Origin of the sequence: Streptomyces sp. NPDC005202 (assembly GCF_040608235.1) — a bacterium.
Classification (GTDB): domain Bacteria; phylum Actinomycetota; class Actinomycetes; order Streptomycetales; family Streptomycetaceae; genus Streptomyces.
In genome coordinates this window covers 14,856-36,170 of the sequence record NZ_JBEXHW010000008.1, presented here as the reverse complement: position 1 = coordinate 36,170, position 21,315 = coordinate 14,856, and the positions used below count along the sequence as shown (strand labels likewise).

Below are 21,315 nucleotides of genomic sequence, written 5' to 3'. Positions count from 1 at the left end.
ATTGACCGGGGCGTCCACTACTTGACCGCGACCTGGGAGATGTCCAGGACGCCGGTCCAGTCGCTGATCACGATGTTCTTGACGTCCTTGCCGTACAGGCGCTTGTAGACGGGATGGAACAGCGGCACGACCAGGGCCTGCTCGGCAATCTTCTTGTCCAGTGCACCCCACCGCTTGGCGGCAGCGTCAAGATCCGTCAACTTGTTGATCGCATCAATCTCGGCATTGACGGACTTGTCGTTCAGCAGGCCGGTGTTGAAGTTCGCGCCGTCCTTGACGATCTGCCGGCCGTCGAAGATCGGGGCGAGGAAGGGGCCGCCGGAGGGCCAGTCGGCACCCCAGTGGGCGAGGAAGAAGCCCGGCTCGGTTTTGATGTTGTGGATCTTGTCGGAGTAGTCGTTCTCCTCCAGCCCCTGGAGCTTGACCGTGATGCCGGCCTTCTTGAGCGCGTCCTGGACAGCGGTCGCGATCTCCGGGCTGGTCTCGAAGTCCTTGCTGTTGGAGTGGGTCAGTGTGATGGTGAGTCCGCTGCCGTAACCGGCCTCCTTCAGCAGTCCCTTGGCCTTGCCCGGGTTGCCGGTCCGGCCCGCCGGGAACAGGTCGTACGGCGTGTAGCCGAAGGACTTCTGGTTCGGCAGGAAGGTGGTCGCGGGCTCGGCCAGCGCGGAGCCGCCCGCAGCGTTGATGACCGACGACCGGTCAAGGGCGTACGAGATCGCCTGCCGCACCTTGACGTTGTTGAACGGCTTGACCGTCGGGTTGAACGCGATGTAGTTCGTGTAGCCGAAGTGGCCCGTGCCGACGCGCGCGGCCAGCTCCTTGTCGCCGGTCACCTTGGCGAGCTCGGCCGGACCGAGGTTGGTGTCCGTGGTGACCGCCGCCGCGTCCGCGCCCTGGGAGGCGGACAGCCGCTGGTTGATCACTGACGAGTCGAGTCCGGACTGTACGTCGATCCGGTCCGGGTAGGCCTTGCGCTCGGCGTCCGTGGCGGCCGACCAGTACGTGTTGCGCTCGAGGACGAGATGCTCGCCGTCGTTCTCGTTCTTCACGACCTTGTACGGCCCGGACGAGATCGGGTGCTCCTCGTACTTGGTGCCCGTGTCCTTGCTCTTCGGGACGGGCGTGAACTGCGTCTGCGTGGCCAGGTACGGGAACTCGCCCTCGGGTTTGTTCAGGTGGAAGACGATGGTCCGGCTGTCCGGCGTCTCGATCGCGTCCAGGCCCTTCTTGTCCTTGTACGGCCCCTGGTAGTCGGCCGCGCCGACCAGCCAGTCCCTCAGGTAGGGCGCGCCGCCGGAGAGCTCGGGGGCGAAGGAGCGCTCGATGCCGAACTTGATGTCGGCCGACGTGATCGGGGTGCCGTCCTCGTACTTCAGGCCCTTCTTCAGGGTGTACGTCCACACGGTCGCGTCCTTGCTGGGGCGCCCGGTGTCGGTGGCGAGGTCCGGGACGACCTTGGCGCCGGCGGCGCCGTTCTCGCGGTTGCGGGTGGTGAGCGTGCGGAAGACGAGGGACGGGACGTTGCCGCCGCCGGAGGTGTACAGGCGCGCGGGGTCGAAGTCCTGCTGCGGCTGCGAGTTCAGGACCGTGAGCGTGCCGCCCTTGTGGGGCTTGGAGTCGCCGCTGGCGCCCTTGGCATCGTTGGTCTTCGGCCCGCAGGCGGCGGTGCCCGCCGCCACGACCAGGCTGACGGATGCCGCGGCCACGCGGCGCGCTATGACGGACGGCTGGCGCATCGGAATGACGACCTCCCGGAGGATGGCGTCTCGAATAGCGAGACGGACTGACGAGAAGTGAGACTGAACAGACGTCCGCCCCGGCGCCGGGTCGTCGGAAAACCGCGAACCGGTCAGCGGCTCAGCGGTGCTGACAGGTCACGGGTCACGGATCACGGAGAAGGTGAGGTCACGACGCGCGCGCCGAAAGGCGGGCGTCAGCGACAGTGGATGTCGGCCACACAGAGGGCGGTCACGCCGATGAGCGCCAGCTCGATGGCGGCGCTGTCGACGGCATGACTGGACCACATGCGCAGAAATATGAACGATCTCTCCGTACCTGTCAACGCGACATATGCGATGCCTGTCAACTCCCGGGATAAGGCCAGGGGTTGGGCAGACAGTGGATCCCGTCGTGGTCGAGGAACTTCGTCTGCTGCTGCATGACCGGCGCCAACTCGCCGTCCTTGTCGCAGGTGACGTGGCCGTGACCGAGCCGGTGGCCGACCTCGTGGTTGATCAGCATCTGCCGGTAGGCGTAGATGTGATCGCCGTACGTCTTCGAGCCCTGCGCCCATCGATAGGCATTGATCATCACGCGCTCGGTGGCGGCCGAGTCGCACGAGACGTTGTCCTCCGTCGTGTCCAGGCCGGACTTGGCGCACCACTTGGCGGTGGTGCCGGGGCTGGCGAGCGTGATGACGAAATCGGGCTTGCCGGAGTAGATGCGCTCGAAGGTGCGGGCGCCGTTGTGCGCCCAGCTGCGGTCGTCGTTGAGGGTCTTCTGCACGGCCTCGGCGAAGAGCTCGCCGTCGAGGCCGAGCCCCTGCTCGACGTCCACGCGGTAGGTGTACTTCTGCCCCTTGCCCGGCGCCTTGGCGAAGCCGGGGACCGCGTCGAACTTCCCCGAACCCTTGAAGGTGGGGCTGAGCGGGTACTTCGTGCTCATCTTCTGCTTGTACGACAGCGTCGAGACGCCCGGCGACGTGGACGGGCTCGCCTGGTCGTCCGCACCTGCGCCGTCGCGGGCGTCGCGGGCCTGGTCGGCGGCGGACTGGGACTGCACGCCGGTGCCGTCGTGGCCGTCGGCGACCTGTCCGGCGACGACGACGGCGAGCACCGTGGTGACGGCGGCGGCCGCGATGCCGGTGAACGTCCGCCCCTTGCCACCCTTGCCCTGCGCGGGCGCGCCGGTCGGCGGCGCGGTGTCATCGGTGTCGGTCTCGGCGTCCCGTTCGGTGACAGAGGCATACGGATCCGCGGAGTGCGCGGTGCCGCGGGACCGGGGCGCGAAGACGTCGTCGTCCTCGTCGAAGGCGTCGAGGTAGGCCTGCCGGGGTCCGGCGGGCGGCGCCTGCCGCTGCCCCGGAATGGACAGGCCGGGGCCGGCGGCACCGGGCCCCTGCAGGCGCCCAACTCCGGTAGGCACCCCCAACTCTCCCCAGCCGCCGCCTGCTTCCCGCTGCTCGGGGTGTCCGCCACGAGCTTGCGGGCCGCCGGGGGCGGGCGCACCGCCGGGCAGACGAGGAGTGCCGTGAGCAGGCGTACCGTCCGCAAATCGCGGCACCCCGTGCGCGGGCGTACCGTCCGGCAGACGGGGCACCCCACGCGCAGGCGTACCGTCCGGCAGATACGGCACTCCGCGGGCGGGCGTGCCGTCGGGGAAGCGCTGTGGCCCGGGGGCAGGGGTTCCGCGGTCGAAGCGCGGCACCCCGTGAGCCGGCGTGCCGTCAGTAGGACGGGGCGCTCCGTACGCCGGGCTCCCACCCCTCGGCTGTTGCTGCCCTGGCACCGGGCCGGAACCCGGTCGGTGTCCCATCGGCACGGCGCCAGGTTGCTGTCGGCCTTCCGGCACCGCACCCGGCCCAGGCTGACCGCCCCGACCGTCCTGAGCTGCAGTTGTGTCCGCGGTGTCGCCCTTGGGAGCGGGCCCGCGGCGGCTGTGGCGTCCCACCTCGCCCCTCAGCCCCCCGCACCCACGCCGGAAGCCCCGCCCTCGGCCCCCGCACCGGCAGCCTCACCGCCTGCCCCCGCACCGGCAGCCTCACGGCCCGCCCGCCCACCGGCAGCCCGGCCGTCGACCTCCACAGCCGCACCCGCAGCCCGACCATCGACCTCCACAGCCGCACCCACGAACCCACCACCGTAGGCCCCCGCGCCCGCCGCGCGCGTGCCGCCGGCCCTCGTGTGCTTCGTCGCCTCCGCGTCCGACTTCCCGGTGTCCGCCAGCAGTTCCCTGAACGCGGTGGCCACCGTCTGTGGGTACTCCATCATCGCCACGTGCCCGGCGTCCGGCAGGGTGAGCAGGCGGGAGTCGCGGAAGGTGCGGGCGGCCTTCTGGGCCATGCGGAAGCCGACGAGCTTGTCCCGGCCGCCGTAGATGAGGAGCGTCGGCGCGAGGACCCGCTCGGCCTGGCGCCACAGCCCGTGCTGACCGCCGACCGTGTACGCGTTCACGATCCCGCGCGCGGAGCGCGCCATCGCGTCCCAGAAGTACGGCAGCTGCAGCCGCCGCTCCATCTCCGCCACGGCATTGCGGAACCCTTCCGGCGTCACCCGCCCGGGGTCGCCGTAGCAGAGCGCCATGACCCCGCGGACCCGCTGCTCGGCCGTCCACTCCCTGGTGAGCCGTGTGAAGACGGCGGCCACGCCCGGCAGCGCGAGCAGCCCCGTCGGCACGGCCGTGCGCTGCACGCGGAGCTCGGGCAGCGCGGGCGAGACGAGGGTGAGCGTCCGTACGAGGTCGGGCCGCACCGCGGCCACGCGCGTGGCGATCGCCCCGCCCATCGAGTTGCCGAAGAGGTGGACGGGCCCGCGCCCGGACGCGTCGAGGTAGCGGATGACCGCGCGCGCGTGCCCGGTGACGGAATAGTCGCCGTCGTCCGGTGGCGGAGAGTCCCCGAAGCCCGGCAGGTCGAGGGCCTCGCCGTCGACGACCCCGCCGAGCAGCGCCATCAGTGCCGACCAGTTCTGCGAGGAGCCGCCGAGCCCGTGGATGTACAGCGCCGGGGGCAGCCCCTCCCGCTCGGGTGGCCGCGACCGCACCGTCAGCGTGATCCCCGGCAACCCGACCGACCGCAGCTGTTCGCCTTCCTCGGCCCTGATGGGCGCCACCTTCGGGAGAACATTGGCGGGCGGCTCGGAGGGCAGCTCGGTCGAAGACATGCGGCAATGTTACGAGACGATCACGCAGTGGTTCATGTGTTCGCCGTCACAGAGGCGGCAACTTCGGCTGCAGAGATGGCGTGCAACTTCCGCCGCACAGACGGCATGCGCCTCCTGCTGCACAGATGACATGCACCTCCGGCCGCGGATGCATGGCGTCCACATCGGGTGTCTCCTACGCTCGTACAGAGGGCACCCGTATGTGGCCCCTGCTTCTTCCAGGGACGTTCGTAGGAAGGGAGCCCAGCATGGCCATTGACCCCACTGATCCCGAGACGTTCGAGGACGACGCCACGGAGATCGACGTCGAGGCCCCCGAGGACGACGCCGCCGAGCAGCTCGCGGACGTCGCGCCGGATCGCGACGACCCCCTCACGGGTGTGGACCCGGATCGCGCGAACGAGGCCGACCTCGTGGAACAGGCGCGCGTCGTCTCCCTCGACGAGGACGACTACCGGTGACGTACGAGTGACGTACGAGTGACGTACGACGGACATACGACGGGACGTAGGAGGTGATGTTCGAGGTGATGTTTGAGGTGTCGTACGGGAGAGATCACCGCTGAGCAGGAGCGAAGCCGCACTTTGCCCGACTTGAACCCGTTTGAAACGTTCTGTAACGCTTTCGTCGCCGTCCGGTCCGTGAAATTCTGCGCTCGCACCGCGCGCAGCACGGTTACCGAAAAGTACGATGGCGACGCGGCGCACACCGCATATGGACGATTTTGGGAGGCGGCGTGACAGCCATCGAGCAGACAGAGGCGGTACGCCCGCGGGGTACGCGCCTGCCGCGCCGTGCCCGACGGAACCAGCTGCTGGGCGCCGCCCAGGAAGTCTTCGTGGCGCAGGGCTACCACGCGGCCGCCATGGACGACATCGCCGAGCGCGCCGGCGTCAGCAAGCCGGTGCTCTACCAGCACTTCCCGGGCAAGCTCGACCTCTATCTCGCTCTGCTGGACCAGCACTGCGAGTCGCTCATCCAGGCCGTGCGCAACGCGCTCGCGTCGACGACCGACAACAAGCAGCGCGTGCGGGCCACGATGGACGCGTACTTCGCGTACGTCGAGGACGACGGCGGCGCCTTCCGGCTGGTGTTCGAGTCGGACCTGACGAACGAGCCCGCGGTGCGCGAGCGCGTCGACAAGGTCACGAACGAGTGCGCCGAGGCGATCTGCGACGTCATCGCCGAGGACACCGGTCTCTCGCGGGCGGAGTCGATGCTGCTCGCCTCCGGCCTCGGCGGGCTCGCCCAGGTGGTGGCCCGCTCCTGGCTGCACAGTGACCGCAGCGTCCCGCGCGACCAGGCGGTCCAGCTGCTGACGTCCCTGGCGTGGCGCGGCATCGCGGGCTTCCCGCTGCACGGCAGCGAGCAGCACCACTGAGGTCCGCCGTCCGGCGTCCTTGTTCCCGCCGGCTGTTCGCTCCTGGCGTTCTTGGGCAGAGCGTGTACGTCCCCTCACGGGCTAATGTGTGCTGGGTACGGCGCGGAAGGTCGCGCACATCACTGACCGTCGGAGGGACATAGCCGTGGAGGTCAAGATCGGCGTGCAGCACGCGCCCCGCGAGATCGTTCTGGAGAGCGGTCAGACTGCCGAGGAGGTCGAGCGGGCGGTGTCCGAGGCGCTGGCCGGGAAGTCACAGCTGCTGACCCTTGTGGACGAGCACGGCCGCAAGGTGCTCGTCCCGGCCGACCGTCTCGCGTACGTCGAGCTCGGCGAGCCGGCGCCGCGCAAGGTGGGCTTCGGCGCGCTGTAGTCACACATCACGTGCGAGGGGCCCGGCGACTCACGGTCGCCGGGCCCCTCGCGCGTTTTTCCTCCACAGATGGAACACAACGGACCCACAGGGGTGGATTGCATTCCGCAGGTCAGGGGTATGACGGGCTACGACCGCGATCCGCAGGTCGGCCGTGTGGGAGGGACCCCGTAATGATCTTGGAAGCGCTCGGCTCCGCCCTGCTCGGTCTCGTGCTGGCCTGGGCGGCGCTGCACCGCCTGGCCCACCGTCTGCCCGCGCGCGCCTTGGTGCTGCCGACGGGCGTCGCCGGCTCCCTCTTCGGCGACTTCGTCACGCACAGCGCGCTGGGTCCCGGCAGCATTCTGCCCAGCCTCCTCGGCGCGGCGGTCGTCTCGGCGGCCTCCCTGTCGCTGCTGCTGCGCCCCGCGGGAAGACTCCGCCGACGATCGGCGCCGGCCTGACCCGACGCCGACGCCGACGGCGGCGCACCCCCTGAAACAGCTCCTGCGAAACAGTTCGAAACAGTTCCTGTGACTTCGAAACAGTTCCTGTGACTGCGAAAAGGCTCCTGTGAAACAGCTCCTGTGGAGCCCTAGGCGGCCAGGCCAAGCGCAGCCATGCGCTTGGTGTGCGCCTCGGTGATGCGGGAGAACATCTTGCCGACCTCGGCGAGGTCGAAACCGTCCGCGACACCGCCGACGAGCATCGTGGACAGCGCGTCACGGTCGGCCACGACCCGTTGCGACTGCGACAGGGCCTCGCCCATCAGACGTCGCGCCCACAGCGCGAGTCGACCGCCCACGCGCGGGTCCGCGTCGATCGCCGCGCGCACCTTCTCCACCGCGAAGCCGGCGTGCCCGGTGTCGTCGAGGACGGCCAGGACGAGGTCGCGCGTGTCCGAGTCGAGGCGGACCGCGACCTCGCGGTAGAAGTCGCTGGCGATCGAGTCGCCGACGTACGCCTTGACGAGCCCTTCCAGCCAGTCCGAGGGCGCTGTCTGCTTGTGGAAGCCGTCGAGCGCGGCGACGAACGGCTCCATCGCCCGGGTCGGCTCCTCCCCGATCTCGGTGAGCCGGTCGCGCAGCTGCTCGAAGTGGTGGAACTCGGCCGATGCCATCTTCGCCAGCTCGGCCTTGTCCTCGAGGGTGGGCGCCAGCTTGGCGTCCTCCGCGAGCCGTTCGAACGCCGCCAGCTCCCCGTACGCGAGCGCGCCGAGCAGGTCCACGACCGCGGCGCGGTACTGCGGGTCGGCGGAGGCCGTCGACCAGTCGCGGGCGGCGACTGACGTCTGTTCGGCGGGTGCGTCGGAGGCGTTGTCAGGCTTGTCAGAGCTCGTCATGAAGCGCACAATAGCCCGCTCGTCGCGTCACGGAAGGACCTGGTCAACCAGTGTGACGACGACTACGTGACCAAATCGGCCATCGCGTGTGCGCGATTCCGGGGTATGGTGGTAATGCGCCTGCTGGTACTTCGTCGTACCTCGACAGGCCGCACGCATGAGGATGCCCGGTCGGTGGCCCGATCGGCTCCGACCCGACAGCCCTCCCTGGCCGTACGCCACCTTGCGTACGACGACCGGAGGGACACCCTCAGCGGTACGAGCGCTAGAGCGTCGGCAGTGGTCCCGTGCCACACGGCCCGCCCGAAGGGGCGGCCCGACGTCCCCGGCACGGTCACACACGACACGACCCCCGCGCTCGCCTCGCGCCGCGCACACAGAAGAGGCAGCACCCTGACTACGACGTTTCGAGAGCTCGGGATCCTTCCCGAGACCGCCGAGGCCCTGGAAGCCGTCGGCATCACCACACCCTTCCCCATCCAGGAGATGACGCTGCCGGTGGCCCTGTTGGGCACGGACGTCATCGGCCAGGCCAAGACCGGCACCGGCAAGACGCTGGGCTTCGGCCTTCCGCTCCTCGAGCGCGTGACCGTCCCCGCAGACGTCGAGGCCGGCCGCGCCAAGCCCGAGGACCTCACCGACGCCCCGCAGGCGCTCGTCGTCGTCCCCACGCGCGAGCTGTGCACGCAGGTGACCAACGACCTGCTGACCGCGGGCAAGGTACGCAACGTGCGCGTCCTCGCGATCTACGGCGGCCGGGCCTACGAGCCGCAGGTCGAGGCCCTGAAGAACGGCGTCGACGTGGTCGTCGGCACCCCGGGCCGTCTGCTGGACCTGGCCGGCCAGAAGAAGCTGGACCTGAAGCACGTCAAGTGCCTGGTCCTCGACGAAGCCGACGAGATGCTCGACCTGGGCTTCCTGCCCGACGTCGAGAAGATCATCGACATGCTCCCGGCCAGGCGCCAGACCATGCTGTTCTCGGCCACGATGCCGGGCGCGGTGATCGGTCTGGCCCGCCGTTACATGTCGCAGCCCACGCACATCCGCGCCACCGCGCCGGACGACGAGGGTGCGACGGTCGCGAACATCAAGCAGTTCGTCTACCGCGCGCACTCCATGGACAAGCCGGAGATGGTCGCCCGCATACTGCAGGCCGAGGGCCGCGGACTGGCGATGATCTTCTGCCGGACGAAGCGTACGGCGGCCGACATCGCCGAGCAGCTGCAGCGCCGCGGGTTCGCGTCGGGCGCCGTTCACGGCGACCTGGGGCAGGGCGCGCGCGAGCAGGCCCTCCGGGCCTTCCGCAACGGCAAGGTGGACGTCCTCGTCTGCACCGACGTCGCCGCGCGCGGCATCGACGTCGAGGGCGTCACCCACGTCATCAACTACCAGTCGCCGGAGGACGAGAAGACGTACCTGCACCGCGTCGGCCGTACGGGCCGCGCGGGCGCGTCGGGTACGGCGATCACGCTGGTCGACTGGGACGACATCCCGCGGTGGCAGCTGATCAACAAGGCGCTGGAGCTGGACTTCAACGACCCGCCGGAGACGTACTCCACGTCCCCGCACCTCTTCGCCGACCTCGGCATCCCCGAGGGCACCAAGGGCGTCCTGCCGCGTTCGGAGCGCACGCGCGCCGGGCTGGACGCGGAGGAGCTGGAGGACCTCGGCGAGCCCGGCGGCCGCAGTGCGCGCGGTCATGGTGGCCGGGGCAGCCGGGACGAGGCGCGCTCCGCCGACCGCGAGCGCCCGGCGCGGACGCCGCGCCGCCGGCGCAGGATGCGTGGCGGTACGCCGCTGGACTCGGCGACCGGCGGGGCGTCGGTCGACACCGCGCCGGCGGCCGGTGAGACCGCCGCGCCGGAGGAGGCCACCGCGACCCGCACGCCGCGCCGCCGCCGGCGCATGCGCGGCGGGGTGCCGACGGAGGCGGCGACGACCGAGGCGGCCACGGCCACCGAGCCGGTCGCGGCCACTGCGCCCGAGGCCGCGCAGTCCGCGGTGACGACGGCGGAGGGCCCGGCCCTCGACGTCCCCGACACCCCGGCGAAGTCGCGGCGCCGCCGCACGCGCAAGTCGGCGGAGCGAGCGGTCACGACGGCCGAGACCACGGAGCCGACCGAGGCCGAGGCCTCCAACTCCCAGGAAACGGCAGCTCCCGAGCCCAAGCCGCGCCGCCGCACCCGCAAGGCGGCGGAGACCGCCGAGGCGGCCGACGCGGCCGAGGCCGTGGTCGCCACGGCCGAGGGCGCCGAGGAGACCGCACCGGAGCCGAAGCCGCGCCGCCGTACCCGCAGGGCTGCCGCCGAGACCGTCACCGCGGAGATCCCGGCGCAGGCCACCGAGGGGGCGGACAGCGACGCCCTGGCGGCGGTCGACTCCGCCGAGGCCAGGCCGCGTCGGCGTACGCGCAAGGCAACCGTCGCGGCACAGACGCCGGATACGGCGACTGCCGCGGACGTCGTGGAGACGCCGGACCCGGCCGAGAGCGCCGCGGCCAAGCCACGCCGCACCCGCAAGGCGACGGCCACCGCCGAGGCCGCTGTCGACACGGCCGAGGGCACGGAGACCACGCCCCGCCGTACGCGCAAGGCGACCGTCGCCGCGGAGACGCCGGATACGGCGACTGCCGCGGACGTCGTGGAGACGCCGGACCCGGCCGAGAGCGCCGCGGCCAAGCCACGCCGCACCCGCAAGGCGACGGCCACCGCCGAGGCCGCTGTCGACACGGCCGAGGGCACGGAGACCACGCCCCGCCGTACGCGCAAGGCAGCCGTCGCCGCGGAGACGCCGGAGACCGCCGAGGCGAAGCCGCGGCGTACCAGGAAGACCGCAGCCGAGGCCGCTGTCGAGACGGCCGAGGGCACCGAGGCCAAACCGCGTCGTACGCGCAAGGCGACCGTCGCGGCGGAGGCTCCGGAAGCCGCCGAGGAGGCGGAGACCAAGCCGCGCCGCCGTACGCGCAAGGCCGCCGAAGCAGCCGAGGCTGCGGTGGACACGGCCGAGGCGGTCGAGGCCAAGCCGCGCCGCCGTACCCGCAAGGCCGCCGCGGAGACCGTCACCGCGGAGATCCCGGCGCAGGCGACCGAGGAGCCGGAAGCCAAGCCGCGTCGCCGTACCCGCAAGGCCGCCGAAGCAGCCGAGGCGACCGGAGACACAGCGGAGGCGAAGCCCACCGCGCGCCGTACCCGCAAGACGGCGGCCGCGGTGGAGTCCGCGGAGGCCTGAGGTCTGAGGCCTGATCCAGCGCCCGTAAAAGACCGGACGACAAGACCGGACGGCCCGGCCCACCTCACGTGGGCCGGGCCGTCCGGGCGTTTCGGGGCCACCGCACACGAACTGGCGGCCAGCGACGGGGAATGACTGGCAGACCGGTCCGGCGCACCCGCCGAAATGGCGAGGCCCACGTCCCTCGCCTGGCCCACATCTGCCAGCCGGCCCATCCGGGGGTGGTCGGCTGGGCGGCGAACGATAGCCTCGGGCACATGAGCAGGCCTCCCACCTTCGTCCCACCGCCCGGCGCTCGCGCCTACCGTCTGCGCACTGCCCGGGGTGAGTTCGCCGTGGTCGACGCCCCCGTGGCCGCCGGTGTCGAGCCGAAGGGCACCGCGCTGCTGCTGCCGGGGTTCACCGGGAGCAAGGAGGACTTCAACCCGCTGCACGGACCGCTCGCGGCGCGCGGGTACCGCACCGTGGCCGTGGACGGGCGGGGGCAGTTCGAGTCGGACGGGCCCGTGCACGACGAGTCCGCCTACGCTCAACAGGAGCTCGCGCGGGACGTGCTGGCGCAGGCCGAGGCGCTCGGCACGCCCGTGCACCTGCTCGGGCACTCCCTCGGCGGGCAGATCGCCCGCGCGGCCGTGCTCCTCGACCACTCCCCCTTCCTCTCGCTCACTCTCATGGCGTCGGGCCCCGCCCAGATCTCCGTCTCCCAGCAGCAGCGCGTGAAGCTGCTGCGGGACGCGCTCGCCGTGATGTCGATGGCCGAGGTGTGGGAGGCCATGCGGACGATGGAACCGCCGGAGGAAACCGACAGCGGCGCCGACCTCGACGCGGGCCTCGACGACCGGGACGACCTGCGGCGGCGCTGGCTGGGCAACAAGCCCGCCCAACTCCTCGCCACCGGACGTCAGTTGTGCACCGAGCCGGACCGCGTCGCCGAACTCGCCGCCGTTCCACTGCCGTTCCACGTCCTGTCGGGCGCGCTGGACGACACCTGGCCGGTGTCGATCCTCGACGAGATGGCCCTGCGGCTGAAAGCACGACGGACGGTCATCGCCGGGGCCGAGCACTCCCCCAACTGCGACCAGCCCCTGGCAACCGCCCGCGCCCTCGCCGACTTCTGGGACAGCACCGCTCCCGGCACCCGGCGCTAGTACTGCGCCTGCAGGTGCTCCCAGAAGCCGTCCCGCAGCGCGCGCCGCAGGTCCGCCTGGCCGCGCAGGGAGTACTGGAGCATGCCCTCGGCCTCCACCAGCAGGTCCTGGTCGACGGAACCGGGCAGGTACGGGTGGCCGGGCAGCAGCTCCACCAGCGCCTCGCGGCCGCGCGCCGCCAGCCACTTCGCCGCAATCTGCGCGCCCACGAACCGGACGTCCTCACGGGTCGGCCGGACCGCGCTCGTCACGTCGTATGCGGGCGCCGTGCGCCGGGACACGTACGGCTTGAAGAAGTCGAGCTCGAGGGTGCGCTGACTGTCGACCTCCCACAGCAGCGGCTCCGCCTGGTTGCGGCCCTCGGGGGCCTCGATGCCCCACAGGTGGACGCGGGCGCCGTAGCCCTGCGCGGCCTCCACCGCGGAGACCAGGTCCTCGTCACCGCCGAGCAGCGCGGCGTCGCTGATGGCGCGGTGCCGGGCCAGTGACTCCAGATCGGTGCGGATGAGGGAGTCGACGCCCTTCTGCTGGTTGTTGGCATTGAGATTGCCGAGGCGGACCTTCACGTCCGGCAGCTCGGCGATCGACTGCTGCTCGGCGGTGTGGATGCGGCGCCGTGCGCCGTCGTACCAGTAGACGCGCAGCAGACGGCTGTCCGCGAAGATCGTGCGGGCCATGTCGATGAACGCGTCGATCAGGCCCTCGGCGTCCAGGTCGAAGGCGCGGCGGTCCTCCGTCCCGGCCACCAGCCGCCCCGCGGCCGCGTAGAGATAGCCGGCGTCGACGAAGATCGCATGGGTCGAGGGCGTCTTGGCCACTTCGGCGAGCATGCGTTGCAGCAGCTCGTTCGTGCGGTCGATGCGGGCGGCCAGCGCCGTGAGGTCGTCGTTCATTGCCTCCATTGTCCCGGCGGTCACGCTGCGAACACAACCGGTCCCGGTCGGTCCCCCGCACTCCCTTACTGGTCAGTAATTAGCCGTTCGAAAAATTTCCTTAGCGTAGGGAATGTTTGTAACACGCGGCCCGTTGAATAGGTACGGAACAGGGGGCACCGCCGCCCCGTGCGCCAGTCACCAAGCAATTCTCCTCAGGAGGATGACCAGACGAAGGGAGAAGCCATGCGCTTCGAGATCATGCGACTCGACGAGGTCGACGGCACCCCCGTGGACAGCACCGTCGTGGACGCCGCCTCCGTCAACCGGATCGTTCAGCAGGCCGCCGCGATCGGTCAGCGGCTGTGGATCCGCCCGGCCGAGACTCCGGCCTCGTAAGACGCGCTCGAGGAAGACACGTAAGAAGCGGTCTCCCCCACTCACACTTCACAGGCCCCGTGCGGCGTTCGCTGCCGCGCGGGGCCTGTGCGCGTACGCGGGCCTCAGGCGCCGCGGACGACCTGCAGGACCCCGTTGATGATCTGCTGCACGGCGATCGCGGAGAGCATCATGCCCGCGAGCCGCGTCACCAGGACCACGCCGCCGTCCTTGATGACCCGGATGATCAGCAGCGAGTAGCGCATGACCAGCCACAGCACGACGTGGATCGCGAGGATCGCCGACCACACCGAGACCTGGGTGGCGACGCTGTCGGCCCTCTGCACGGCGAGGATGACGGACACGATCGCACCGGGGCCCGCCAGCAGCGGCATGCCCAGCGGGACGAGTGCGACGTTGACGTCCTTGGTCTGCTTCGGCTCGTCCGTCTTGCCGGTGAGCAGGTCGAGCGCGATCAGCAGGAGCAGCAGCCCGCCGGCGATCATCAGTGCCGGGACGGACACGTGCAGGTAGTTGAGGATCTGGTGCCCCAGCACCCCGAACACGGCGATGACACCGCCGGCCACGCAGACGGCCTGGAACGCCATCCGCTTCTGCACCTTGGCGGGGCGGCCGGCGGTCAGCGCGAGGAAGATCGGGGTGATCCCGGGGGGATCCATGATGACAAAAAGGGTGAAGAAGAGAGAGCCGAAGACAGCGACGTCGAACATGGGTGAGGAAGGGCCTTGCGAAAGAGGTACGGGACGTGTGAGTGAGTCGGCGTGAGGCTCAGGCCCCGCCGGTCCCGGGCACCGGGAACGCCCCCGTCGCCCGCCGGGTGATCTCCCCGTACACCTCGGGGTCCGTCGTGAACTCTCCGAGCGAGACAGTCTTCCGGCTGCCGTGGTAGTCGCTGGAGCCGGTCACGAGCAGCCCCAGTTCCCTGGCCAGTCCACGCAGCCGCACGCGCGTGTCGGGGTCGTGGTCCATGTGGTCGACCTCGATGCCGTCCAGCCCGGCGGCCGCCATCTCGGCGATGGTGGACTCCGGCACCGTACGGCCCCGCTTGGCGGCCGCCGGGTGCGCGAAGACGCAGACCCCGCCGGCGCCCTTGACCAGCCGGATCGCCTCGAAGGGATCCGTCTCGTGCTTCTCGACGAAGGCCCGGCCGCCGTCGGCCAGCCACTCCTCGGTGAAGGCGTCGCTCACGGTCGGTACGACGCCGAGCTCGACCAGCGCGGAGGCGACGTGCGGCCGTCCGACCGAGCCGTCGCCGGCGATCCGTGCGACCTGCTCCCAGGTGACCGGCACGCCCAGCGCGTTCAGCTTGGCGATCATGCCCTTGGCCCGCGGCACCCGGTCGTCCCGGACCAGCTCGCGCTCGGCGAGCAGCGCGGGCTCCTCGGGGTCGAAGAGGTAGGCCAGCATGTGCATGCTGACGCCGTCGATACGGCAGGACAGCTCGGCACCGGTGACGAGGGTGAGCCCCTCGGGCAGCGCGGCGATCGCCTCGGCGTGTCCGCGGGTGGTGTCGTGGTCGGTCAGCGCGACGACGTCCAGGCCGGCCGCGGCGGCGTGACGCACCAGCTCGGCCGGGGTGTCCGTGCCGTCGGACGCGGTGGAGTGGGTGTGCAGATCGATGCGCACGACACGGACTCCAGGCGGTGACGGTACGGAAGGGGACACCCAAGGATAACGGGAAACCAGGGATGCCTTGTCACACCCGCTGCCGCGATACGCCCCCTACACACCCTACGGTTGCAGGAGCTGCACACCCCGACGGTTGCAGTAGTACACCTCGACGGTTGCAGCGCCACACACCCCTACGGTTTAAGCAGCCGCGGCGACAGCGCCCCGCACGGCACCAGATCGACCTCGGCTCCCGCGTCCCGCAGGTCCGCCAGGACCAGTTCGTCGTACATCAGCAGGCCCGACTGCTCGGGCCACACCACCGCCCACAGCCACAGTCCGCGCGCCTCGCCCGCGAAGACGGCGCGGTCGTCCGGGGCGCCGGAGACGAGCCAGAGCGGGGTCGGGCGGCCGCCGGCCAGAACCTTGGCCTGGGGCGGCTTCTCGACGTTCATGTACGGGCCGGGGTCCGGGCCGTCGATGCCCGCGTACCGCGCGCCGAGGCCGACGCCGATTTCCTCCGCGACGAGGATCAGCTCGCCCATGCCGCCGAGCGGGCCGGGTCCGGAGCAGGCCACGGCCGTGGCGCGGCCGCCGCTGCGGTCGTCGCCGGCACTGGCCACCCCGGTGAACAGCCAGCCGACCGGGAGCGGCCACGGCATCCACACAGGTACCTGTGTGCGATGCACCACGACGTTGAGGGCCTCGACGCTGGGCGGGATCACGGGCTGCAGCGGATGCACGGTGCCGTGCACATCGCACTGCCAGGAATCGCTGAAGAGTCCGGGAGCCCTGACCCGGCCACCGCACTTCGGGCAACTGGGTTCGCCCCTCATAGGGGTCCACGGTCCTACCCCGAATGCGCCACGTCAAGGACGATCACCCGTCCGGGGGGAACGTCCCGCCGTAACCCGGGGAACGTCCCCGCCGCACCCCACCAGGGAAAACTAAATGCACCTTGCATTAATTAGTCGTGCTAACTTATTATGTGTAAACGTCAACGATCCCTGGCCCGCCCCCGGGCCGTCCCCGATCCAGTAATGGAGCAGGCATGCGCAGCAGTACAGGAGGTCCCGCCGACGGCGACCCGTTCGATGTGGACGCGGGCGGTATCCTGCGCCAGCCCAAGGCGGTCTGGGCGACCGCGGGCGCGTCCGTCGTCGCGTTCATGGGCATCGGTCTCGTCGACCCGATCCTGCCGTCCATCGCCCAGGGCCTGAACGCCACCGCCAGCCAGGTCTCCCTGCTCTTCACCTCGTATTTCCTCATCACCGCATTCGCGATGCTGGTGACCGGCTTCGTCTCAAGCCGCATCGGCGGCCGCAAGACCCTGCTGCTCGGCCTCGCCTTCGTCGTGGTCTTCGCGGGTCTCGCGGGCACCTCGGACTCGGTCGCCCAGCTCGTCGGCTTCCGCGCCGGCTGGGGCCTCGGCAACGCGCTCTTCGTCTCCACCGCCCTCGCCGTCATCGTCGGCGCGGCGACCGGCGGCAGCGCAGCGGCGATCCTGCTGTACGAGTCGGCGCTCGGCCTCGGCATGGCGTGCGGCCCGCTGCTGGGCGCGCTGCTCGGTGACGCCAGCTGGCGCTACCCGTTCTTCGGCACCGCGTTCCTGATGGCGGTCGGCTTCCTGTGCATCACGGCGTTCCTGAAGGAGCAGCCGAAGCCGGCCCGCAAGACCTCGCTGCTCGACCCGGTCAAGGCGCTCGGCCACGGCGGGCTCGCCTCGGCGGCGGTCTCGGCGTTCTTCTACAACTACACGTTCTTCACCGTGCTGGCCTTCACGCCGTTCGTGCTGAACATGACCCCGTACAGGTCGGGCGCCGTGTTCTTCGCCTGGGGCGTGCTGCTCGCCGTCTTCTCGGTGATCGTGGCGCCGCGCATGCAGGAGCGGTTCGGTTCGCTGAAGGTGCTCGGCGGCTCGCTGGTGCTGCTTGCGGTCGACGTCGTCGTGCTCGGCTACGGCGACCACACCACGGCCATCGTCTGCACGATCCTGTCCGGCGCCTTCATCGGCGTGAACAACACCGTCTACACCGAGCTGGCCCTGGGCGTGTCGGACGCGCCGCGCCCGGTGGCGAGCGCGGGCTACAACTTCGTGCGCTGGTTCGCGGCCGCGGCCGCGCCGTACCTCGCGCCGAAGATCGAGGAGTGGAGCGACCTCCACATCCCGTTCGTGGTCGCGGGCGTCACCGCGGTGGTGGGCGCACTCGTGGTCCTCGTACGGCGCAAGGCGCTCACCCGCCCCCAAGTTCTCGACTCCGCTCGAACAGGGGGGACCCCCATGGCCGAGGAGCTCCAGCCGCGGCACGCGACGGAGGACGGCGGCACGGTCTTCGCCAACTGACCGTTTCCGGCCGGAGTTTGACGAGCCGGAGGTGGGTGAGCTTGCTCACTCCAGCGGGACGGACGTGCGGGACGGATCCCGCAGGTCCGTCCCGTTCGTCAGCCAGCGCTCCTGGAGGGCCTGCGCGCCGTGCACCCGCTTCCAGGCTGCCTCGTTCGGAGTCATGGGCAGCAGTGGCAGGAACCGTACGGGCTCCAGCGACTCGTCGAGCTCCAGGTCCTCGACCAGGCCACCCGGCTCGGCCACCAGGACCGAGGTGAAGGGGGCGCCGGGCCACAGCGGCTCGCCCACGTCGAGCGAGGCACCCGGGGCCACCACCACGCCCTCGACCTGCGGGGACGCGGCGAGCACGGCGAGCGGACGGAGCACCTTGTCGGTGTCGGCGAGACCGGCTCGGACGGAGAGGACGAGCTCGGCGCGCGGTCCCTTGACGGGGTCGGCGAGCGTCGCGGTGGGGTCCGTCATGGGGTGGGCGGACATGCCGAGCGTCGCGTAGCGGACGATGTCCCCCTCGCGAAAACGCAGCACCTCGATGCGGTCCGTGCCGAGGAAGGTGACCGCCGCGCGCGCGTCCGGCTCGCCCAGTGCGGAGCGCAACCGGGCCTCGGCCAAAGGAAGAACATCAACCATGCGGCGAGCATAGAACTCGTCAGTACCGGGCAAAGCGGCGCCTTGACACGTCGGCCGGCTGATACTATCGGCCGGTGGTTCGGGGCAACACGCAGTGGGGGTCCCCCAGGCGGTCGGCTCCGGGGGAGTCGCCGATCGAGTCCCGACGCCGATGAATTTCCCCTACGGGGGCACCCTTCAAAAGGGAGTGGATCGTCCCTCACGAGGGACCGGCCGGAGGAGGTGGGGCTGTCATGGATCGAAGTCGACCGTGCAGTACCACCCGCTCTTCCGGCCGCTGATGTAGCTGTTCTGGCTCTGGCTGGCTGCCACCTCTCGCATTTCGTGCCACCACGGAAGAGCACTTCGTTTCGTTCTGCCTGATCTGTCCGATCTGTATCAGCAGCGAATCTCGCCACCGCGACGGTGCGGTGCTCCCCGCTTTGTGGACGTGCCAAACATCCGCAGTCAGGACGTCCCCATTCCGGGTAGTTCCAGCCGTCGTAGCGGCCTTCGTTGCTCGTTGCGAAGGAGCCCTGCCATGTCGATGATCCGTGACCTGCGCGCCGTGGTCCGCCCGTCCCGCCCCGCGCCGCGGAAGGACAACGGCACGTACGACGCCACACGCGACCCGGCGTCGCCCTCCGCCGTCGTCGACTGCGCCGTCTACCGCGACGGCACCCGCCTCGAGACGCAAAAGCCGCTCAGCCCGCAGGAGGCGATGCGCCTGGTACGGCGCGACGGAGGCTTCGCGTGGATCGGCCTGCACGAGCCGACCGAGGAGGAATTCGCCGGTATCGCAAGGGAGTTCGGGCTGCACCCACTGGCCGTCGAGGACGCGGTCCAGGCACACCAGCGCCCGAAGCTGGAGCGGTACGACGACTCCCTCTTCACCGTCTTCAAGACCATCCACTACGTCGACCACGACCAGCTCACCGCCAACAGCGAGGTCGTCGAGACCGGCGAGGTCATGTGCTTCACCGGCCGGGACTTCTTCATCACCGTCCGGCACGGCGGCCAGGGCTCGCTGCGCGCCCTGCGGCGCCGGCTGCAGGACGACCCCGAACTGCTGGCCAAGGGTCCCTCGGCCGTACTGCACGCCATCGCCGACCACGTCGTCGACGGCTACATCGCCGTCGCGGACGCCCTGCAGGACGACATCGACGAGGTGGAGACGGAGGTGTTCTCGCCCGGACGGAAGGGGACGCCGCGCGGCACGGACGCCGGCCGCATCTACCAGCTCAAGCGCGAGATCCTGGAGTTCAAGCGGGCGGTGTCGCCGCTGCTGCGGCCGATGCAGCTGCTGAGCGAGCGGCCGATGCGGCTGATCGACCCGGACATCCAGAAGTACTTCCGGGACGTCGCCGACCACCTGGCCCGGGTGCAGGAGCAGGTCGTGGGCTTCGACGAGCTGCTGAACTCGATCCTCCAGGCCAACCTCGCGCAGGCGTCCGTGGCGCAGAACGAGGACATGCGGAAGATCACGTCGTGGGCCGCGATCATCGCCGTACCGACGATGGTGTGCGGGGTGTACGGCATGAACTTCACGTACATGCCCGAGCTGCACTGGAAGTACGGCTACCCGGTGGTCATGAGCATCACCGTCGCCATCTGCCTCGGCATCCACCGCACGCTGAAGCGGAACGGCTGGCTGTGAGCGAGACCGTGCGGCGTCGTTAGTCTTCTGTCATGACTAGCGAGCTGCTCGACCAGGCCCTCGTCGAGGAGGCCACGAAGAAGTCCGGCCTCATCTGGGTCAAGGGCCCCGGTGTCCCGACCCGTGCCCTGTGGCACGTCTGGCACGAGGGCGCGGCATGCCTGGTCGGCGACGGGCCCGGTGAGCAGCCGCTGCCGGGGCTGGCCGACGGGGCCGAGGCCGAGGTGACGGTGCGCAGCAAGGACAAGGGCGGCCGGCTGGTCACGTGGACCGCGAAGGTCGTGGAGCTGGCGCCGGAGTCGGAGGCGTGGGAGGCGGCGGTGGCCGAGCTGAAGGGCAAGCGCCTCAACGCGCCCGACGGCGAGGCCATGACGGAGCGGTGGCGCCGCGAGTGCCGGGTGCTGCGCCTGGAGCCGACGGGGACGACGCGCCCCCTGCCCGACGGCTCCCTGTCTGAGGCACCGCTCCCCACCCCGGCGACAACCCGCGAGCCCATCCCGGCGGGACTTCCGCGGCTCCTTCTGAAGAGGCGCCGACGGAAGTAACGGGGCGGGCAGGGTTCGACACCTCGGGACCGCCGTCGTACACCGCCGGAGACCGCCGTCACGGGTGGGCGCCGTTGTGGCGGAGGGGAGGTCAGGACGTCGGGAGCTGCTTGCCGTAGTCGACCGTCTCGCTCTTCTCCGGTTCTGCCAGGGCGAAGCCCTTGCCCCAGTCCGAGAAGCTCAGGGTCCCCGCGTCTCCCGCGCGTACCAGGCGGAGGGGATACGGCGTGCCCTCGAGGGAGACGTCCAGGGTGCCGCCGGCGCCCTTGTCGCCGGTGATGCGGATCGTGCGGACACCGGACTGCTCGTGATGGCCGTCCGTCGCCAGCGTGCCGTGCAGCGTCAGCAGACCGTCGAGGAGCACGTCCTTGTCCGTGAAGCCGCTGAACCGCTTGTACGAGGGGTCGCCCTGCGGCACCTTCACGTACTTGCCGTCGAGCTTGTCGGCGGTCGCGGTGTCCTTGCCGCTGCCGTCGGCATGGTTCCAGAACTCCGCGTTCGCCTTCAGGTACAGCTGCGCACCGATCCGCAGCAGCCCGAAGGTCACCCCCTGCGAGGTGACCGAGCCGAAGCCACCGTCGGACTTCAGTCGCATGTCGAGTGTGTACGTGCGGCCGTTGGTGACCACGTTTCCGGACAGGTGCACGGTGTCGGCGGAGTCCGCGGCCGCCCGGGTCCGCGCCTGGATCTTGGCGGCCGGCAGCTTGCCCACCCCGTTCGTGCCCGCGTCCGGATCCTCGCCGGAGCACCCCGTCAGACCTGTCCCCGTGACGACCAGAGCGCACAGCGCGCTCACCAGCGCGGCCCGGCGGGTACGGCCCTGGGGAATCGCAGTCACAGGTGGGGCTGCCTTTCTGACGGGTGTCCTGAGCGGCGTACGGCAGCGTACCGGGGCCGCGGGGCACGGGCGGAGCCAGTCCGTCCGGACCGCTCACCAGGGCGTATCCGGA

At 70.6% G+C, this 21,315-nt stretch carries 21 protein-coding genes; 10 read left to right on the top strand and 11 right to left on the bottom strand.

Annotation, left to right across the window (positions count from 1 at the left end; genetic code table 11):
* Window positions 1-17: 17 nt before the first annotated feature.
* From ABZV31_RS15125 to ABZV31_RS15110, 4 genes are all read right to left on the bottom strand, one after another.
* A complete protein-coding gene (locus ABZV31_RS15125; RefSeq protein WP_355893142.1) occupies window positions 18-1,736 on the bottom strand; it encodes an ABC transporter substrate-binding protein in 1,719 nt (572 codons plus the stop codon).
* A gap of 197 nt (window positions 1,737-1,933) precedes the next feature.
* Window positions 1,934-2,026, bottom strand: coding sequence for an Ms4533A family Cys-rich leader peptide (locus ABZV31_RS15120; RefSeq protein WP_355893139.1), 93 nt, complete (start codon window positions 2,024-2,026; stop codon window positions 1,934-1,936).
* Window positions 2,027-2,082: 56 nt separating this feature from the next.
* Entirely contained in the window at window positions 2,083-3,669 is a 1,587-nt protein-coding gene (locus ABZV31_RS15115) for a DUF3152 domain-containing protein (RefSeq protein ID WP_355893136.1), read from the bottom strand.
* Window positions 3,670-3,677: 8 nt separating this feature from the next.
* On the bottom strand, window positions 3,678-4,880 hold the full coding sequence (locus ABZV31_RS15110) for an alpha/beta hydrolase (RefSeq protein ID WP_355893133.1): 1,203 nt from the start codon (window positions 4,878-4,880) through the stop codon (window positions 3,678-3,680).
* Window positions 4,881-5,128: 248 nt separating this feature from the next.
* Between ABZV31_RS15110 and ABZV31_RS15105 the strand changes: the two genes are divergently transcribed.
* From ABZV31_RS15105 to ABZV31_RS15090, 4 genes are all read left to right on the top strand, one after another.
* The gene (locus tag ABZV31_RS15105; RefSeq protein ID WP_355893130.1) at window positions 5,129-5,341 is read left to right on the top strand and encodes a hypothetical protein; all 213 of its coding nucleotides are present in this window, start codon (window positions 5,129-5,131) and stop codon (window positions 5,339-5,341) included.
* 275 nt (window positions 5,342-5,616) lie between these two features.
* A complete protein-coding gene (locus ABZV31_RS15100; protein ID WP_355893127.1) occupies window positions 5,617-6,261 on the top strand; it encodes a TetR/AcrR family transcriptional regulator in 645 nt (214 codons plus the stop codon).
* A 145-nt stretch (window positions 6,262-6,406) separates the two neighbouring features.
* The gene (locus ABZV31_RS15095) at window positions 6,407-6,634 is read left to right on the top strand and encodes a DUF3107 domain-containing protein (protein WP_141358638.1); all 228 of its coding nucleotides are present in this window, start codon (window positions 6,407-6,409) and stop codon (window positions 6,632-6,634) included.
* A gap of 173 nt (window positions 6,635-6,807) precedes the next feature.
* On the top strand, window positions 6,808-7,077 hold the full coding sequence (locus tag ABZV31_RS15090; RefSeq protein WP_355893123.1) for a hypothetical protein: 270 nt from the start codon (window positions 6,808-6,810) through the stop codon (window positions 7,075-7,077).
* A 131-nt stretch (window positions 7,078-7,208) separates the two neighbouring features.
* Here the strand turns inward: ABZV31_RS15090 and ABZV31_RS15085 are convergent, their stop codons facing one another.
* Window positions 7,209-7,955 (bottom strand): ferritin-like fold-containing protein, encoded by a 747-nt coding sequence (locus tag ABZV31_RS15085; protein WP_355893120.1) that lies wholly within the window; start codon window positions 7,953-7,955, stop codon window positions 7,209-7,211.
* A 486-nt stretch (window positions 7,956-8,441) separates the two neighbouring features.
* On the opposite strand from ABZV31_RS15085, the gene ABZV31_RS15080 reads away from it, so the two are divergent.
* Both ABZV31_RS15080 and ABZV31_RS15075 read left to right on the top strand, forming a co-directional pair.
* Window positions 8,442-11,183 (top strand): DEAD/DEAH box helicase, encoded by a 2,742-nt coding sequence (locus ABZV31_RS15080; RefSeq protein ID WP_355893619.1) that lies wholly within the window; start codon window positions 8,442-8,444, stop codon window positions 11,181-11,183.
* Between the two features lie 257 nt (window positions 11,184-11,440).
* On the top strand, window positions 11,441-12,331 hold the full coding sequence (locus ABZV31_RS15075; protein WP_355893118.1) for an alpha/beta hydrolase: 891 nt from the start codon (window positions 11,441-11,443) through the stop codon (window positions 12,329-12,331).
* On the opposite strand, the gene ABZV31_RS15070 is transcribed toward ABZV31_RS15075, so the two are convergent.
* Window positions 12,328-13,233 carry an NYN domain-containing protein gene (locus tag ABZV31_RS15070; protein ID WP_355893616.1) on the bottom strand — a complete coding sequence of 302 codons (906 nt, stop codon included), beginning with the start codon at window positions 13,231-13,233 and terminating at the stop codon, window positions 12,328-12,330. The two genes, ABZV31_RS15075 and ABZV31_RS15070, sit on opposite strands and share 4 nt — an antisense overlap.
* 216 nt (window positions 13,234-13,449) lie before the next feature.
* Here ABZV31_RS15070 and ABZV31_RS15065 point away from each other — a divergent pair, with 216 nt between their 5' ends.
* Window positions 13,450-13,602 (top strand): hypothetical protein, encoded by a 153-nt coding sequence (locus ABZV31_RS15065; RefSeq protein WP_355893116.1) that lies wholly within the window; start codon window positions 13,450-13,452, stop codon window positions 13,600-13,602.
* A 104-nt stretch (window positions 13,603-13,706) separates the two neighbouring features.
* On the opposite strand, the gene ABZV31_RS15060 is transcribed toward ABZV31_RS15065, so the two are convergent.
* The 3 genes from ABZV31_RS15060 to ABZV31_RS15050 form a co-directional block, all read right to left on the bottom strand.
* The gene (locus ABZV31_RS15060; RefSeq protein ID WP_355893113.1) at window positions 13,707-14,312 is read right to left on the bottom strand and encodes a MarC family protein; all 606 of its coding nucleotides are present in this window, start codon (window positions 14,310-14,312) and stop codon (window positions 13,707-13,709) included.
* Between the two features lie 58 nt (window positions 14,313-14,370).
* Window positions 14,371-15,228 carry a PHP domain-containing protein gene (locus tag ABZV31_RS15055; protein ID WP_355893110.1) on the bottom strand — a complete coding sequence of 286 codons (858 nt, stop codon included), beginning with the start codon at window positions 15,226-15,228 and terminating at the stop codon, window positions 14,371-14,373.
* Window positions 15,229-15,404: 176 nt separating this feature from the next.
* The gene (locus tag ABZV31_RS15050) at window positions 15,405-16,046 is read right to left on the bottom strand and encodes a DUF6758 family protein (protein ID WP_355893107.1); all 642 of its coding nucleotides are present in this window, start codon (window positions 16,044-16,046) and stop codon (window positions 15,405-15,407) included.
* Between the two features lie 215 nt (window positions 16,047-16,261).
* On the opposite strand from ABZV31_RS15050, the gene ABZV31_RS15045 reads away from it, so the two are divergent.
* Window positions 16,262-17,554, top strand: coding sequence for an MFS transporter (locus ABZV31_RS15045; RefSeq protein WP_355893104.1), 1,293 nt, complete (start codon window positions 16,262-16,264; stop codon window positions 17,552-17,554).
* A gap of 45 nt (window positions 17,555-17,599) precedes the next feature.
* On the opposite strand, the gene ABZV31_RS15040 is transcribed toward ABZV31_RS15045, so the two are convergent.
* Window positions 17,600-18,184 (bottom strand): suppressor of fused domain protein, encoded by a 585-nt coding sequence (locus ABZV31_RS15040; protein WP_355893101.1) that lies wholly within the window; start codon window positions 18,182-18,184, stop codon window positions 17,600-17,602.
* A gap of 520 nt (window positions 18,185-18,704) precedes the next feature.
* On the opposite strand from ABZV31_RS15040, the gene ABZV31_RS15035 reads away from it, so the two are divergent.
* Both ABZV31_RS15035 and ABZV31_RS15030 read left to right on the top strand, forming a co-directional pair.
* The gene (locus tag ABZV31_RS15035; protein WP_355893098.1) at window positions 18,705-19,820 is read left to right on the top strand and encodes a magnesium and cobalt transport protein CorA; all 1,116 of its coding nucleotides are present in this window, start codon (window positions 18,705-18,707) and stop codon (window positions 19,818-19,820) included.
* Between the two features lie 32 nt (window positions 19,821-19,852).
* A complete protein-coding gene (locus ABZV31_RS15030; RefSeq protein WP_355893095.1) occupies window positions 19,853-20,365 on the top strand; it encodes a hypothetical protein in 513 nt (170 codons plus the stop codon).
* Between the two features lie 91 nt (window positions 20,366-20,456).
* On the opposite strand, the gene ABZV31_RS15025 is transcribed toward ABZV31_RS15030, so the two are convergent.
* A complete protein-coding gene (locus ABZV31_RS15025; protein WP_355893092.1) occupies window positions 20,457-21,203 on the bottom strand; it encodes a hypothetical protein in 747 nt (248 codons plus the stop codon).
* Between the last annotated feature and the right edge of the window lie 112 nt (window positions 21,204-21,315).

Excerpts from the sequence above, each read along its gene's own strand:
- ABZV31_RS15125 (WP_355893142.1), bottom strand. The coding sequence starts at position 1,736 with ATGCGCCAGCCGTCCGTCATAGCGCGCCGCGTGGCCGCGGCATCCGTC.
- ABZV31_RS15120 (WP_355893139.1), bottom strand. The coding sequence starts at position 2,026 with ATGTGGTCCAGTCATGCCGTCGACAGCGCCGCCATCGAGCTGGCGCTC.
- ABZV31_RS15110 (WP_355893133.1), bottom strand. The coding sequence starts at position 4,880 with ATGTCTTCGACCGAGCTGCCCTCCGAGCCGCCCGCCAATGTTCTCCCG.
- ABZV31_RS15105 (WP_355893130.1), top strand. The coding sequence starts at position 5,129 with ATGGCCATTGACCCCACTGATCCCGAGACGTTCGAGGACGACGCCACG.
- ABZV31_RS15090 (WP_355893123.1), top strand. The coding sequence starts at position 6,808 with ATGATCTTGGAAGCGCTCGGCTCCGCCCTGCTCGGTCTCGTGCTGGCC.
- ABZV31_RS15085 (WP_355893120.1), bottom strand. The coding sequence starts at position 7,955 with ATGACGAGCTCTGACAAGCCTGACAACGCCTCCGACGCACCCGCCGAA.
- ABZV31_RS15080 (WP_355893619.1), top strand. The coding sequence starts at position 8,442 with ATGACGCTGCCGGTGGCCCTGTTGGGCACGGACGTCATCGGCCAGGCC.
- ABZV31_RS15075 (WP_355893118.1), top strand. The coding sequence starts at position 11,441 with ATGAGCAGGCCTCCCACCTTCGTCCCACCGCCCGGCGCTCGCGCCTAC.
- ABZV31_RS15070 (WP_355893616.1), bottom strand. The coding sequence starts at position 13,233 with ATGGAGGCAATGAACGACGACCTCACGGCGCTGGCCGCCCGCATCGAC.
- ABZV31_RS15065 (WP_355893116.1), top strand. The coding sequence starts at position 13,450 with ATGCGCTTCGAGATCATGCGACTCGACGAGGTCGACGGCACCCCCGTG.
- ABZV31_RS15060 (WP_355893113.1), bottom strand. The coding sequence starts at position 14,312 with ATGTTCGACGTCGCTGTCTTCGGCTCTCTCTTCTTCACCCTTTTTGTC.
- ABZV31_RS15050 (WP_355893107.1), bottom strand. The coding sequence starts at position 16,046 with ATGAGGGGCGAACCCAGTTGCCCGAAGTGCGGTGGCCGGGTCAGGGCT.
- ABZV31_RS15045 (WP_355893104.1), top strand. The coding sequence starts at position 16,262 with ATGCGCAGCAGTACAGGAGGTCCCGCCGACGGCGACCCGTTCGATGTG.
- ABZV31_RS15040 (WP_355893101.1), bottom strand. The coding sequence starts at position 18,184 with ATGGTTGATGTTCTTCCTTTGGCCGAGGCCCGGTTGCGCTCCGCACTG.
- ABZV31_RS15035 (WP_355893098.1), top strand. The coding sequence starts at position 18,705 with ATGTCGATGATCCGTGACCTGCGCGCCGTGGTCCGCCCGTCCCGCCCC.
- ABZV31_RS15030 (WP_355893095.1), top strand. The coding sequence starts at position 19,853 with ATGACTAGCGAGCTGCTCGACCAGGCCCTCGTCGAGGAGGCCACGAAG.